Annotated in this window: 9 protein-coding genes; 4 read left to right on the top strand and 5 right to left on the bottom strand. The window is 68.3% G+C overall.

Features of this window, described 5'->3' with window-relative positions; translation table 11 throughout:
- Nucleotides 1-54: 54 nt before the first annotated feature.
- A complete protein-coding gene (locus tag IP92_RS14275; protein WP_145876010.1) occupies nt 55-1164 on the top strand; it encodes a LacI family DNA-binding transcriptional regulator in 1110 nt (369 codons plus the stop codon).
- 45 nt (nt 1165-1209) lie between these two features.
- Here IP92_RS14275 and cphA read toward each other — a convergent pair whose 3' ends face one another.
- A complete protein-coding gene (gene cphA, locus IP92_RS14270) occupies nt 1210-3780 on the bottom strand; it encodes a cyanophycin synthetase (RefSeq protein WP_145876007.1) in 2571 nt (856 codons plus the stop codon).
- A gap of 37 nt (nt 3781-3817) precedes the next feature.
- Complete coding sequence (locus IP92_RS14265; protein WP_145876004.1) at nt 3818-5995, bottom strand: cyanophycin synthetase; 2178 nt, start codon at nt 5993-5995, stop codon at nt 3818-3820.
- Between the two features lie 293 nt (nt 5996-6288).
- Between IP92_RS14265 and IP92_RS14260 the strand changes: the two genes are divergently transcribed.
- Together IP92_RS14260 and IP92_RS14255 are read left to right on the top strand one after the other, a co-directional pair.
- The gene (locus IP92_RS14260; protein ID WP_145876003.1) at nt 6289-8571 is read left to right on the top strand and encodes a cyanophycin metabolism-associated ABC transporter; all 2283 of its coding nucleotides are present in this window, start codon (nt 6289-6291) and stop codon (nt 8569-8571) included.
- The gene (locus IP92_RS14255; RefSeq protein ID WP_145876001.1) at nt 8558-9028 is read left to right on the top strand and encodes a cyanophycin metabolism-associated DUF1854 family protein; all 471 of its coding nucleotides are present in this window, start codon (nt 8558-8560) and stop codon (nt 9026-9028) included. Before IP92_RS14260 ends, IP92_RS14255 begins: the two co-directional genes overlap by 14 nt.
- Nucleotides 9029-9035: 7 nt before the next feature.
- Here IP92_RS14255 and IP92_RS14250 read toward each other — a convergent pair whose 3' ends face one another.
- Nucleotides 9036-9749, bottom strand: coding sequence for a hypothetical protein (locus tag IP92_RS14250; RefSeq protein ID WP_145875999.1), 714 nt, complete (start codon nt 9747-9749; stop codon nt 9036-9038).
- A gap of 106 nt (nt 9750-9855) precedes the next feature.
- Here IP92_RS14250 and IP92_RS14245 point away from each other — a divergent pair, with 106 nt between their 5' ends.
- On the top strand, nt 9856-12162 hold the full coding sequence (locus IP92_RS14245) for an FdhF/YdeP family oxidoreductase (RefSeq protein ID WP_145875996.1): 2307 nt from the start codon (nt 9856-9858) through the stop codon (nt 12160-12162).
- Here the strand turns inward: IP92_RS14245 and IP92_RS14240 are convergent.
- Together IP92_RS14240 and IP92_RS14235 are read right to left on the bottom strand one after the other, a co-directional pair.
- Nucleotides 12147-14081, bottom strand: coding sequence for an alpha/beta hydrolase (locus tag IP92_RS14240; RefSeq protein ID WP_145875995.1), 1935 nt, complete (start codon nt 14079-14081; stop codon nt 12147-12149). The two genes, IP92_RS14245 and IP92_RS14240, sit on opposite strands and share 16 nt — an antisense overlap.
- Nucleotides 14078-15043 (bottom strand): cupin-like domain-containing protein, encoded by a 966-nt coding sequence (locus IP92_RS14235; protein ID WP_158206636.1) that lies wholly within the window; start codon nt 15041-15043, stop codon nt 14078-14080. The genes IP92_RS14240 and IP92_RS14235 overlap by 4 nt, the downstream gene beginning before the upstream one ends.
- Nucleotides 15044-15062 lie beyond the last annotated feature (19 nt).

Here is a 15062-nt window from a genome sequence, read left to right as displayed (position 1 = left end):
TTGATACGTTATCCTCAACCGAAACGAGTGCCGTCGCGGTACTTTGACGAGACAATGAGAAAAACGAAGACACCACCTCCGGTAGACAACGGGGCCGACAGCAAGGCGGCCGAATACAAGGCGGCGTTGCTCCGCGAGAACCGGCGCGTCACCTCCTACGACGTCGCGATGGTGGCCGGCGTGTCGCAGTCGGCCGTCTCGCGCTGCTTCAAGCCGGGCGCCAGCGTATCGAAGTCCACGTATGCCCGCGTGATGAAGGCCGCCGCCGGCCTCGACTACATCCCGAACGCCGCCGCACGCAGCCTGATCACGCGCCGCTCGAACATCGTCGCCGTCGTCATCTCGCACACCGCGAACCTGTACTACCCGGAAGCGCTGGCGGAATTGTCCGCGCAGTTGACGCGCCGCGGCAAGCGCGTGCTGCTGTTCACGATGCAGCACGAGGCGGACGTCGAACAGATCCTCGGCGACGTCTGGCAATACCAGGTCGACGGCGCGATCGTCGCTGCCGCGCTCAGCGAGGAACAGGTGCAGGAATTCGAACGCCGCCGCCTGCCGCTCGTCGTCTTCAACCGCAACCTGCGCGGCCGCACCGTCAACAGCGTGCTGTGCGACCAGTACGAATCGGGCCGCCTGCTGGCGACGCGCCTGACGGCCGCCGGCCACCGCCAATTCGGCATCGTCGCCGGCCCTGACACGTCCACCGTCGCCACCGAGCGCCGCAACGGCGCCTGCGACAAGCTGCACGAGCTGGGACTGCCGGCCCCGGTCGTCGTCACGGGGCAGTTCGACTACGCCAGCGGCGCGCGCGGCCTGCGCGAGATCCTCGACCGGCTCGGCCGGATTCCCGATGCAGTCATCTGCGGCAACGACGTGATGGCGCTGGGCTGCCTGGACTACGCGCGCCACGAGCTGTCGATCGACGTGCCGGGCACGATGTCGGTGGCGGGATTCGATGCCGTCGAGCCGTCCAACTGGCTCAGCTATAACCTGACGACGTTGCGCCAGCCGATCCACAACATGGCATTGGCCGCGGCCGACCTGTTGACGTCGCTGATCGAGACGGATGGCCGCCTGGCCGAGAAACGCACGTTCGCGCCGCAGTTCGTCGAAGGGGCAACCGCGCGGCTGCGGCCGCTCGGGGACGATTCGCTGGCTGCATAAAAAAACCCGCCGTCTGGCGGGTTTTTCACGTGGCGATCGGCGGAATCAGCCCGCCGCCACCCGCTTGCCGATATGCGCCAGTGCTTCCTCGACCTGGTCGATCAGGATCAGGCACAGGTCGCCTTCCTTCAGCCGGTCCAGCGCCGTATCGATCGCGACGAACTCGCCGTTGATCTCGTCCACGTGGGACGTGCGCGGTGCGCCTTGCAGGCCCTGGCGCAGCAGCGCGATCACTTCGCCGTCGGCGCGGCCGCGCTGGCACTGGTCCTGGTACAGCACCACGTCGTCGAACGCCTTGCCGAGGATTTCCGTCTGCTGGCGGATGTCTTCGTCGCGACGGTCGCCCGCGCCACTGATGACGACCGAGCGGCGCTTGGCCGGCATCGATTCGACGGCCTGCACCAGCGCAAGCATCGCGTCCGGGTTGTGGCCATAGTCGGCGATCACGGTGGCGCCGCGGAAGTCGAACACGTTGAAGCGGCCGGGCGCGTTGTGGCTGTCGGTCGTGAACGTTTTCAGGCCCAGGCGGATCGACTGCCAGTCGATGCCGGCGCCCCATGCTGCGGCCACGGCGGCCATCGTGTTCTCGACCTGGAAGCCGATCGTGCCGTTGCGCGTCAGCGGCACGTCGGCCAATGCGATGCGCTGCTCGAACTTGCCTTCGACGGCGACCAGCTCGCCCTTGTCCACGTAGACGGTGCGGCGGCCCTGCGCGATGTGCGTCGCGACGACCGGGTGGTAGCGGTCGGCGCCGAAGAACGTCACCTTGCCCTTGCAGGTGGCGGCCATCGCGGCAACGATCGGATCGGTGGCGTTCAATACCGCCATGCCGTTGTCGTCGACGTTCTGCACGATCACGCGCTTCAGCACGGCCAGGTCCTCGACGGTCGTGATGTAGTTCAGGCCCAGGTGGTCGCCCGCGCCGATGTTGGTGACGACGGCCACCTTGCAGCGGTCGAACGCGAGGCCTTCGCGCAAGATGCCGCCACGTGCCGTCTCGAACACGGCGGCGTCCACGTCCGGGTGCTGCAGCACGCTGCGCGCGCTCTTCGGCCCCGAGCAGTCGCCGGAATCGATCTGGCGGCCGTTGACGTACACGCCGTCCGTGTTGGTCATGCCGACGCGCAGGCCGGACGACGCGATCAGGTGGGCGATCAGGCGCACGGTCGTCGTCTTGCCGTTCGTGCCTGTCACGGCGACGACGGGAATGCGGCCATCCTCGCCCTCGCCGAACAGCGTATTGACGATGGCTTCGCCGATCGGGCGGCCCTTGCCGTACGACGGCGACAGGTGCATCCGCAGGCCGGGCGCCGCATTGACTTCGACGACGCCGCCGTTCTGTTCCTCGATCGGGCGCAGCACGCTGTCGACGACGGCGTCGACACCGCAGATGTCGAGACCGATCATCTGCGCCGCTTCGACAGCGCGCGCCGCCACTTCCGGATGCACGTCGTCCGTCACGTCGGTGGCGCTGCCGCCCGTCGACAGATTCGCGTTGTTGCGCAGGATGACGCGCTGGCCTTGCGGCGGCACGGAATCCGCGTCGAGGCCTTGCAGCTTCAGGCGCGCCAGCGCGATGTCGTCGAAGCGGATTTTCGTCAGCGAGGTCGCGTGGCCGCTGCCGCGGCGCGGGTCGGCATTGACGATGTCAACCAGTTCGCGCACAGAGTGCACGCCGTCGCCGACGACGTGCGGCGGGTCGCGCCGCGCGGCGGCGATCAGCTTGTTGCCGATGACGAGCAGGCGGTAGTCGTGGCCCGGCAGGAAGCGCTCGACCATGATGTCGTCGCGGAACTCGCGTGCCGTGTTGAACGCGGCGATCGTCTGCTCTTGTGTCGTGATGTTGACGGTCACCCCCTTACCCTGGTTGCCGTCCTTCGGCTTGATCACCACCGGCAAGCCGATCTGCTGGGCCACCTGCCAGGCTTCCTCGGCGGTCTCGACGGTGCGGCCGATCGGCACCGGCACGCCGGCCGCATCCAGCAGCTTTTTCGTCAGTTCCTTGTCCTGCGCGATGTTCTCGGCGATCGCGCTGGTCGAATCGACCTCGGCGGCCTGGATGCGGCGCTGTTTGCTGCCCCAGCCGAAGGCCACCATCGACCCCTGCGTCATGCGGCGGTACGGGATCCTGCGGGCCACGGCAGCGTGCACGATCGCACCGGTGGACGGGCCCAGGCGGACGTCCTCGTCCAGCTCGCGCAGCTCGTGCAGCGCGGCCGCCAGGTCGAACGGCGTGTCCTGCAGTGCCGAATTGACCAGCTTCTCGGCCAGGTCCACGGCTAGCTTGCCCACTTCTTCCTCGGTATATTCCACGACCATCTGGAAGATGCCCTCCTCCACCGTCGCCGTCGTGCGGCTGAACGTGACCGGGCAGCCCGCTTCGGCCTGCAGTGCCAGCGCCGTCAGCTCCAGCACGTGGGCCAGCGGCACCGCGTCGGCGTGGCCGTGCGGCTGGAACTGGCCGATACGCGGGAAGCGCGCGCGCAGCCGGATTTCGAATCCGGGCAGCTTGTCGACCGCCAGCTCCTCCTGGGTGCAGCGGACGATGGCTTCGATGGCCGTGTGGTGGCTCCAAAGATTAGGGCCGCGCAGCGCGCGGGTACGGATCACTTCCATGTACTATTCCTGGTTGTTTTCTTGTCGGGGCACACGCTCAGCGCGCCCGCTTCTTCCATTCGAACGTGCGCAGCGCCGCGGCGATCAGGTCCGGCGTCAGGCCCATCGCCCAGCCGGTGCCGATCGCGGCCAGCACGGCCTCGCGGCATTCCTCTTCGTCGTTCGGCAGGCAGCTGGTCGGCAACGTGGCCACTTCGTCAGTGCCGATCGCCAGCACGAACGAACCGCCGCGCCCGAAGACCGCACGGCCGCCGGCTTCGCGATGGGCGGCCAGCGGTGCCGCGTCCTCGTGGGTGCTGTAGAACAGCACGCTGCCATCGCACAGCTCGGCCATCTCGGCCACCTGCTCGTCCATCGCGTTCAGCACGGCCACGCCGTCGGACAGCACGACGTCGACCTGGGTGCGCAGCACGTTGAACATCTTTTCCGGCGCGTCGATGTAGAACTCGCCGAGCTGCTCGAACCCTTGCGTGTCGGTGACGACGCCGACGGTGCAGCGGTCGTACGCGAATCCTTCGGACAACGTCATCCGGTTGCCGTTGGCGAACACGGCCGACTCGATGTTCTTGTTCAGCAGCAGGCGCTGGCCGGATTCCCATTCGGTGAGCGGGCCGCGCGCGATCTTGCGGCCGTTCAGGTAGACGCCTTCCTCGCACGCCACGCCGACATAGCGGCCAGAGACCTGCAGCTGCCACGCTGTCAGCCGCGCGATCAGCGCCGTGTGGCGCGTCCCGGACACGCCGACGATCGGGATGCGGCCGTTTTCGTCCGTGCCGAACAGCTCGTCGACGATGGCCGCACCGACCGGGCGCGGCGTGCCGCCGGGCGCCGGCTTCAGGTGGGCCAACAGGCCCGGGCTGGCGTTGACTTCGATGATCGCGCCGCCCTGCTCTTCCAGCGGCCGCGAGATGTCCTGCGTGACCAGGTCGATGCCGGCGATGTCCAGGCCGACCGCCCGGGCCGCCAGCGCCGCCATCTCGGCCACGGACGGGTGCACCAGGTCGGTGACGTCGTTGGCCACGTTGCCGTTCAACTGGATCAGCACTTTGCGGCCCGCTTCCGGCACGGAGTCCGGGGTCAAGCCCTGGCGCTTCAGTTCCAGCTGCACTTCGGGCGACTTGTCCGGCTCCACGGGGTTGAGCGGATGTTCCTCGTTGGGCCCGCGGCGCGGGTCCGAATTGATCTGCGTATCGACGAGCGCGCGCACGTCGTGCTGGCCGTCGCCCGTGATCCACACGGATTCGCCGCGCGACGCGGCCACCAGCTTGCGGCCCACCACCAGCAGGCGGTGTTCGTCGCCGACGACGAAGCGCTCGACGATGACCGACGAGCTGTCGCCCCGCTCCACCGCGATGTGATAGGCGCGGCGGACGTCCGCTTCCGTCATCAGGTTCAAGGTCACGCCGCGGCCGTGGTTGGCGTCGTACGGCTTCACGGCCACCGGCAGGCCGATGTCCTGCGCCGCTTCCCACGCTTCGTCCTCGCTTTCGACCAGCTCGCCCTCGGGCACCGGCACGCCGCACGAGGCCAGGATGCGCTTGGTCATGTCCTTGTCGCTCGCGATGCCTTCGGCGATCGCGCTCGTGTTGTCCGTCTCGGCCGTCCAGATGCGGCGCTGGCGGGCGCCATGGCCCAGTTGCACCAGGTTGCCGTCGGTTAGACGGATGTGCGGGATGCCGCGGTCCGTGGCCGCCTCGACGATGCTGTTCGTCGACGGGCCCAGGCACAGGCGCTCGACCATGTCGGTCAGCTTCGCGACTGCCGCGTCGAGATCGTATGGGCGGTCCTCGATACAGGCCATCAGCAGGTCGCGGCCGGCGGCCAGCGCGGCGCGCCCCACGTTTTCCTGCCGGGTGCGGAACGCCATCTTGTAGATGCCGCTGCCCTCGGCAGTCTGGCGAGTCTTGCCGAACCCGGTGCGCATGCCGGCCAGGTTCTGCAGCTCCAGCACGACGTGCTCGAGGATGTGGCCCGCGTACGTGCCGTCGCGCAGGCGCTCGAGGAAGCCGCCGTGCTCGCCCACGCCGCAACGGTGTTCGACGAGGCCCGGCAAGGCAGCCGTCAACCGTTCGTACAAACCAGGGAGTTTGTTGGAAGGGAAGTTTTCCAGCTCACCGATATCCAGCCATGCTTCGATGACCGGGCGGTAGGTCCAGATGTTCGGTCCACGCAGGTGCGTTACCCGGAGAAGTTCAATATCTTTCTTCTTTGTCATGTTTTTGCTCTAGTACCTCTTACGGTATACTCGGTCACCGAGTCGGCAACCCAGGCCCGCAAGACCAGGCTTCCTCTTCTCTATCGTCCCTGAAGAATACAATAAATAAAAATCGGCCCCATTCTTCCGTGCGCTAATCGTGTCAGCGCATCCCGGGCCTGAACCGTTACACAGCCCAATACTTCGATTCGCAGTGCAGGTTTGGCTTACGCAACTCACTACGTTTCTGCTATTTTCCCACTGAATTCACTTTCTTGCCACTTGGCAAAGATACCAACGGAGCATTTCCGACAATGACAAGAACCGATCTTCCTCCTGGGCCCGCCCGCATCGAACTGCCAGAACCCTGGCGTTCCGACACGCAGATGCAGCTTGCTCCTGGGGAAAACGTACAGACCGCCCTGGAGGTTGACCTCGACGCGACATTGCATTTCGCCAAAGGCATCGTGCTGCTGACGGAGCTGCGCATCCTGGCCCGCGCGCCGGGCGAAGACTGGCAGCAATGGCCGTACCGCCGCGGCATGGCGCTAAAGTTGCACGACCATGCCGGCGTGGGCCACCTGGAACTCGTCGACGAGCACGGCCGCCTGGCCGCCTGGCGTTTCACGCTGGCCCAGAACCTGATGGCGATCCGCCTGACCGAGCAATTCGGCCCGCTGCTGGAGACGGCGCTGACGGGCAAGCCGGTGGAGCGCGAGGAAGAACATGCCTGCCCCACCTGCAAGGCACCGCTGGAACCGGACCAGGACGAATGCCCGATCTGCACCAAAGTCGTGCACACGCCCCCGTCGACGTGGACCCTGCTGCGCCTGTGGCGCTTTGCCCACCCGTACCGCTGGGCGCTGCTGGGCGGCTTCACGCTGATGCTGCTGTCGACGGGCGCGCACATGATTCCGCCGTACCTGTCGATGCCGCTGATGGACAATGTGCTGATCCCGTACCAGAACGGTCAGCCCGTCGACACGCACCTGGTGATGCTGTACATGTCCGGCCTGCTGGGCGCGGCCGTCCTCGCGTGGATCCTCGGTTGGGGCAAGACGTACGTGCTGGCGCTCGTGTCCGAACGGATCGGTGCGGACCTGCGCACGACGACGTACGAGCACCTGCTGCGCCTGTCGCTGGAATACTTCGGCGGCAAGCGCACGGGCGACCTGATGTCGCGCATCGGCAGCGAGAGCGACCGCATCTGCGTGTTCCTGTCGCTGCACCTGCTGGACTTCGCGTCCGACTGCCTGATGATCATCATGACGGGCGTGATCCTGTTCACGATCGACCCGTGGCTGGCGATCGTCACGCTGGTGCCGCTGCCGTTCATCGCCTGGCTGATTCACCTGGTGCGCGACAAGCTGCGCACGGGCTTTGAAAAGATCGACCGCGTATGGGGCGAAGTGACGAACGTGCTGGCCGATACGATCCCCGGCATCCGCGTCGTCAAGGCGTTTGCCCAGGAATCGCGCGAGGCGAACCGCTTCCGCGTCGCGAACAAGCACAACCTGGCCGTCAACGACAAGCTGAACAAGGTGTGGTCGCTGTTCTCGCCGACCGTGTCGTTCCTGACCGAGGTCGGCCTGCTGGTGATCTACGTGTTCGGCATCTGGCAGGTGAGCAAGTCGCACATCACCGTCGGCGTGCTGACGGCGTTCCTGACGTATTCGTCGCGCTTCTACGGCCGCCTCGATTCGATGAGCCGGATCGTGTCGGTGACGCAGAAATCGGCCTCCGCCGCAAAGCGCATCTTCGACATCCTCGACCACGTGTCGTCGGTGCCGGAGCCCGTCAAACCGGTCAAGCTGGACAAGGTGGAAGGCAATATCACGCTGCGCGAAGTGGGCTTCCGCTACGGTAACCGGGCCGTCAACCGCGGCGTCAACCTGGAGATCAAGGCCGGCGAGATGATCGGCCTCGTCGGCCACAGCGGCTCGGGCAAGTCGACGCTGGTGAACCTGATCTGCCGCTTCTACGACGTGGCCGAAGGCGCGATCCTGCTGGACGGCGTGGACATCCGCTCGCTGGCGGTGTCCGACTACCGCCGCAATATCGGCCTCGTGCTGCAGGAGCCTTTCCTGTTCTTCGGCACGATCGCCGAGAACATCGCCTACGGCAAGCCGAACGCGACGCGCGCCGAGATCATGGCCGCCGCCCGCGCCGCCCATGCGCACGACTTCATCCTGCGCCTGCCGCAGGGTTACGATTCGATGGTGGGCGAACGCGGCCAGGGCTTGTCCGGCGGCGAGCGCCAGCGCATCTCGATCGCCCGGGCCCTGCTGATCGACCCGCGCATCCTGATCCTCGACGAAGCGACGGCGTCGGTCGACTCGGAAACGGAGAAAGAGATCCAGAAGGCGCTGGACAACCTGGTGGCCGGCCGCACGACGATCGCGATCGCCCACCGCCTGTCGACCCTGCAGCGGGCCAATCGCCTCGTCGTGATGGACCGCGGCAAGGTCGTCGAGGAAGGCCCGCACGACGAGCTGATGGCCAAGGAAGGCGCCTATTACCGCCTGTACCAGGCGCAGGCCCGCAACGTCGATACCGATCTGGATGAAAAGGCAAAGCAACGCGATGACGACAATTGATTTCACCCTGCGGCGCGACGCCTTCGGCCGCCTGAACCTCACCGCCGCCGACGGCACCGTGCACGAAGGCGTCGCACCGGTGCGTGCCTTCCCGATCCAGGCGCCGGACGAGGGTCTCGCCCTCGTCAACACGGACGGCAAGGAGGTGGTGTGGATCGACCGCGTCGACGACCTGCCGCCGGCAACGGCCGCGCTGGTGCGTGAGGAGCTGGCCGGCCGCGAGTTCATGCCGGAAATCAGCCGCATCGTCGACGTGACGAGCTTTGCGACGCCGTGCACGTGGAGCGTCGAGACAAACCGTGGCCCGACCGAATTCGTGCTGCGCGGCGAAGAGGACATCCGCCGCATCGGTACCGAATCGCTGCTGGTATCCGACACGCACGGCATTCAGTTCCTGATCCGTGACCAGTACGGCCTGGACAAGCACAGCAAGAAGATCCTGGACCGCTTCCTGTAAGCGTCCGTCAGTCCCGATACGGCATACAGGCGCTGCTCTTGCGAGCGGCGCCCGCGCAGATCGCCCGGCGGCATTCGACAGCGCCGGATTCCCCCGGCCCGGGGCAGCGGGCAAACACGGCACTGCTCTTGCTCCGCTGGGCCGGCTGACGCTGGCGCGGCGCCTCTTCCCGTGCGGCGGACTTGGCGACCTCGCGCCGCGGTTCCGTGACGGCCGCGGATTCGTCGCCGGAAGCGCCCGAGGTGGGTGGCGATGCGGGTGGCGATGCGGGCGCAGCCGGCCCGACCTGGGCCGCAACCCATTCCGGCAGGTCGCGCAGCACGGCCGGTGCCACCCGCTGGCCGGGCAGCTGCAACGGCGGCAGGCGGTCGCCGGTCGGCGCGGCGGCCGTGGCTTCGGGTGTTGGAGGCATCGATGGGGTGGCGGGTGTCGCCGGCGTCCCTGGTGTCGGTTGGGCGCCCTGCGCAGTGCGCGGCAGCACCTTCGGCAACGGCAAGCTGGCCGCGGACCGTTCGACGCCCGCGATCGCGCTCTCGGCCTGGAATGTGCGCACACCCCAGACGGCGGCGGCACCGACCAGCACGGTCGCAACGAGCGCGCCGGCCCAGGCGATCCGGTTCAAAGCACGGTTCGATGCGCGGGGCGCCGCTGCGGCAGGGTTGTCCGGTTGCGGAATGTCGGGGCTATCACTGTCGGGCTGCATCGCGGGAGGATAGCGCAAGCCCGGCATGCGGCGGCGCACAATTGGCGCGGCCGTCTGTGTGCGGCCGCGCACCGACCGGCGCTGCCGTCACCGCTACCTTGCTTGCTCGATGCGAGGAGAAGCGATGAGCGACAAGCTGAAGGTCGAGCCCCCCACCCTGCCGTCCGGCGGCTGGGGGTCGGTGCAGGAAGTGGCCACGATCCTGCTGCATGAGCGGGTGCCCATCAAGGACAGCCGGTTGCTGATGAACCAGAACAAGCCGGACGGCTTTGCCTGCGTCAGCTGCGCCTGGGCCAAGCCGGCCCACCCGCACCCGTTCGAATTCTGCGAAAGCGGCGCCAAGGCGACCGCCTGGGAAACGACGAGCAAGACGATCGGCGCCGAGTTCTTTGCGCGCCACACGGTGACGAGCCTGGAATCGTGGAGCGATTACGCGCTGGAGGACCAGGGCCGGCTAACCGTGCCGCTGCGCTGGGATGCCGCCACCGACAAGTACGTGCCGATCGACTGGGACACCGCGTTTGCCGAGATCGGCGCCGCGCTGCGCGCCGCCCAGCGCGAACAGGTGGTGTTCTACTCGTCCGGACGGGCGTCGCTGGAAACGTCCTACATGTACCAGCTGTTTGCCCGCATGTACGGCAACAACAACCTGCCGGACAGCTCGAACATGTGCCACGAGAGCACGTCGGTCGGCTTGCAGAAGTCGCTCGGGGTCGGCGTCGGCACCGTCGCGTTGAAGGACTTCGAGCACACCGACTGCATCTTCTTCTTCGGCCAGAACGTCGGCGTCAGCAGCCCGCGCATGCTGCACCAGCTGCAGGATGCGCGGCGCCGCGGCGTACCGATCATCACGTTCAATCCGCTGCGCGAAGCAGGCCTCGTCAGCTTCACGAATCCGCAATCGCCCGTCGAGATGCTGACGGGCCAGGAAACGACCATCAGCACGCAGTACCACCAGTTGAAGGCCGGCGGCGACACGGCAGCGCTGATGGGCCTGTGCAAGGCCGTGCTGGAGCGCGACGACGCGGCCCGCGCGCGCGGCGACCAGCGCGTGGTGGATGCCGCTTTCCTGCTGGAGCACACCCACGGCTTCGACGCGTTCAAAGCGGCGGTGCGGGCCTGCCCGTGGCCGGACATCGAAGCGGAATCTGGCTTGACGCGCGCGGCGCTGGAGGCGGCCGCGGAAGTGTATTGCGGTGCCGGCGCCGTGATGGCCGTGTACGGCATGGGGCTGACGCAGCACCGCCATGGCGTCGACAACGTGACGATGCTGGTGAACTTCCTGCTCTTGCGCGGCAATATCGGCAAGCCCGGCGCGGGCGTCTGCCCCGTGCGCGGCCACTCCAATGTACAGGGCCAGCGCACGGTCGGCATCACGGAAAAGCCCGAACTGGCGCCGCTCGACCGGCTCGCCGAACAATATGGCTTTGAACCGCCCAGGAAGCCAGGCATGAACACGGTGGAAGCGTGCGAAGGCATCCTGGCCGGCAAGGTGCGGGCATTCATCGGGCTGGGCGGCAATTTCATCCGCGCCGTGCCCGATACGGCACGGATGGAAGCGGCATGGCGCGCATTGCCGTTGACGGTGCAGGTATCGACGAAGCTGAATCGCAACCACGTCATCCACGGCAAGGCGTCGTACGTGCTGCCGTGCCTCGGCCGCATCGAGATCGACCGCCAGCACGGCATCCCGCAAGCCGTATCGATCGAGGACAGCACCGCGTGCATGCACGGCTCGCGCGGCATGACCGAGCCGGTCGCGCCCACGTTGCTGTCGGAGCCGGCTATCGTCGCGGGCCTGGCGAAGGCGACGCTGGACCCGAACCCGCGGGTGGATTGGGACGCCTGGGTGGCCGACTACCGCCGCATCCGCGACGCGATCGCCGTCACGTACCCGGCCATCTTCCACGACTTCAACCAGCGCATGTGGACACCAGGGGGCTTTCGCAAGCCGCTCGGCGCGGCCGAACGGGTGTGGCATACGCAAAGCGGCAAGGCCGAATTCACGGTGCCCCGCTCACTGCGGACGGACCCGGACACCGAGAGCCGCGACCCGGCCGCGCTGCGCCTGTTCACGATCCGCAGCGACGGCCAGTTCAACACGACGATCTACAGCCCCGACGACCGCTTCCGCGGCATCTACGGCAGCCGGCGTGTGCTGCTGATGGCGCGTGCCGACATGACCCGCCGCGGCCTGGCCGAAGGCGACACGGTCGATGTGACCACGGCCGTCAGCGCCGATGCGCCGCGCCGTGTCGACGGCTTGCGCGTGGTGCCGTACGACCTGCCCGAAGGGTGCGCGGCAGGCTACTTCCCCGAATGTAACCCGCTGATCCCCGTCTGGCATCACGCGCTGGAGAGCAAGGTGCCGGCCGCGAAGTCGATCGACGTGCTGGTGCGGCGCGCCGGCGCCGATCAACCTGCCGCGTAGTCGAGCAGCAGCGGCAGCAGCAGCGGGCTGACCAGGCAAAGGTGCACGCCCGCGCCCAGCAGCGTCCAACGCGGCAGCGGAGCGCCCTCGCGCCGGCGCCACAGCGCTTGCAGCAGCAGCGCGATGGCAGCGATGGCAGCGACGGCACCGCCGGCTGCAAGCGCCGCCAGCAAAGCCGTCGCCAGCACGAGGGGTGCGGGCGCAGCCAGCCCGAAGAGCAGCAGCGCCGGCGCGGGCCCGGCGAGCGTCACGCCGACCAGGCCCGCCGCGCCGAGCAGTGCCAGCGCACCGGCGCCGATGCTCAGCTGGGCCGCGCGGCGCAGCGCCGATGGGGGCACGGGTGCTGGTGGGGTGCCCTCGCGCCGGCGTCGCAGCCGTCCCACGGCCCGCACGGCGAGCCAGACCAGACCCAGTGCGTACAGCGCCGCCAGCCCGCCCAGCCAGGCCAGTGGCATGAACGAGCGCTGCACGACGACCGGTTCGATCAGCTGCCGCGGCCATGCCGCCGCGTGCAGCGGCCCGCTCCACGCGGCACCCGGAATGGCGGCCAGGCAGCCGGCGGCCGGTGCCAGCGCGCCGCCGGCGAAGAAGCGCGCCACCGCGGGCAGCATGCACGGGTCGGCCAGCGTCGGTGTATGGCCGGCGCCGGCGAACTCGTGATAGCTGACGTGGGTGCCGGCCGCTTCGAGGCGCTGGCCATACGCGGGCGCCGTGATCGGATCGAAGCGGCCCGCCACGACGGCGACCGGGCCGGCCAGTGGTGTGCCGCGGTGCGGCGGCGCGGGCGGGGCCAGCGCCGTCAGCGCGGCGAGGTCCTGCCGGAAGAACAGCAGATCATCGTCGGCGCCGGCGGACGGCGGCACGCGCCCGGCCTCGTCGTTCAACAGCGCGAGGTAGTAGGCGCCGAAGTCGAGGCTGCGCACGCGCATGCCGACGGCCACTTCGTACAGCAGCCGCACCGCCCCGCTGTCGCCGCGCCGCAGCGCCTCGAACAGCGGCGGCAGCACGGGCAGGAACTCCTTCCCGTACATCAGCTGCTGCACGAGCAGCGCAAAGTCGTGCCGGTCCAGGTGGATGCCGCCGGCCAGCCGCAGCGGCGCCGTGTCCAGCGCGGCGCGCACCGCGGCGTAATCCGCCCGCAACGCCGGATATCGCGCGTGGCAGGCGGCGTCGCGCGCGCAACTGGCGAACAGGCGCTCGAGCGCCGCCTCGTAATTGCGCCCGATCTCATCGTAGTACGGCCCTTCCGGCACGACGGAGTCCAGCAGCATGCGGTCCACCGCCTGCGGATGGCGTTGCGCATACGCTTGCGCCACCCGGGTGCCGTACGATACCGCGTACAGGTTCAGGCGCGCATGGCCGAACATCCGGCCGACGGCAGCGATGTCGTCGGCCAGCGCGGCGGCGCCGAAGTCGGCGCGCCGCTCCGGCGCCACGCCGGCCACACAGGCCTGCACGAGGCGGCGCCGATCGGCCAGCGCGGCGCCCGCGTCGACGTCGCGGGCCAGCGCGGCAAGCAGCGCATCGCCCAGCCCAGGACAGGGCCGCGGCGTGGCGGCACCGGTGCCACGCGGGTCGAACAGGATGATGTCGTGGCGCTGCCGCAGCGGGTGGCCGAGCCAGTCGGCCACTTCGGTGACGCCGCGACCGCCCGGCCCGCCGTTGACGAAGACCACCGGCGGCGCCGTGCTGGCCGGGTCCGCCCGCCGCAGCCGCAGTGCCGGCAGGCGGTAGGTGGCCGCGCCGGCCCCTTCCTGCGCCACCAGCGTGGCGCACTCCATCCGCTGCGGGTCGAACCATGACTTGCCCGCGTACGGACACGCCGCGCGGTCGACCGTGTACGTGGCCGCCGCGGCGGGCAGTGCCGCCGCCAGCAGCAGCGCCGCCAGCATTCCCGAGACGCAGCGCATCGCCGTCATGCCTGCGCGGGCGGTTCGGTGGTCACGCCGGCCGGACGGCGGAACAGGCACTTCAGGCGGTAGCCGAGCAGCGCGCCCAGGCTGGCCAGGCCCCACAGCGGCATCACGAGCATGCCGAGGTTCGGCTTGGCGTAGGCCTCGCGCCACAGTTCGCGCACGGGCGGGTAGCTCAGGTCCGAGATCTTGTGCAGCGGCGAACGCCAGCAGAAGGCCAGCGTGGCGCCAACGCCTTCGTCGATCGGCTGCACGCCATGCCACCAGCTGGGCGGAATGTACAGCGCGTCGCCCTGCTCGACGTCGGCCACGAACGGGCGCAGCTTGGCCGGCAGTTCGTCGAACACGTTCGGGTCGTCGAGATAGCGTTCGCTGAAGAAGATGCGCTTCAATGCCGCGTAGCTGGCGTCCTTCGCCGGCAACAGGCCCACGCGCTTGGCGCCGCCGATCTGGCACATCAGCGTTTCGTCGATCGTGTGCGTGTGCCAGCCGGAACCGGCGCCGCGGTACATGAACGTGCGGGCACGGGGGTAGAACAACGGCTTCTTCGGCTTGGCCAGGAAGCGCACACCGCCGATGTCGTCCTTCAGGCTCGTGAACTTGCTGTTCGGCGCATCGACGCGGAACGGCAGGAAGATCACCGCGTCCTCGTCGCTGTGCAGCACGTCCAACGCCTGCGCCATCGTGCCGGGGATCGCGCTGCGCTTCATCGTCGCATCGTTCGAGAAGTTCAGGTGGCGGTACAGGTTCACCTTGTTCTCGCCGACCTTGCCGGCCAGGTAGCGCTTGTCCGTCCAGCGGCCGCACGCGGGCCAGTGGCGGATCGCGCCCTTGATCAACAGCGGCAGGTTGCGGTCGACATAGTCGCGCCGGAAGCGCTCCTCGGTCAGGTCGGCCGCATCGATGCTGGGCACGCGGCGGGCCGCCGCCATGCCCGGGATATGTTGGAGTATGCGTTCGTCGATCATCGCTTGGTATCCATTCTGA

Origin of the sequence: Pseudoduganella flava (genome assembly GCF_007830495.1) — a bacterium.
Classification (GTDB): Bacteria; Pseudomonadota; Gammaproteobacteria; order Burkholderiales; family Burkholderiaceae_D; genus Rugamonas; species Rugamonas flava.
The sequence above is the reverse complement of the archived record's forward strand: the minus strand, read 5'-3'. Positions and strand labels throughout refer to the sequence as shown.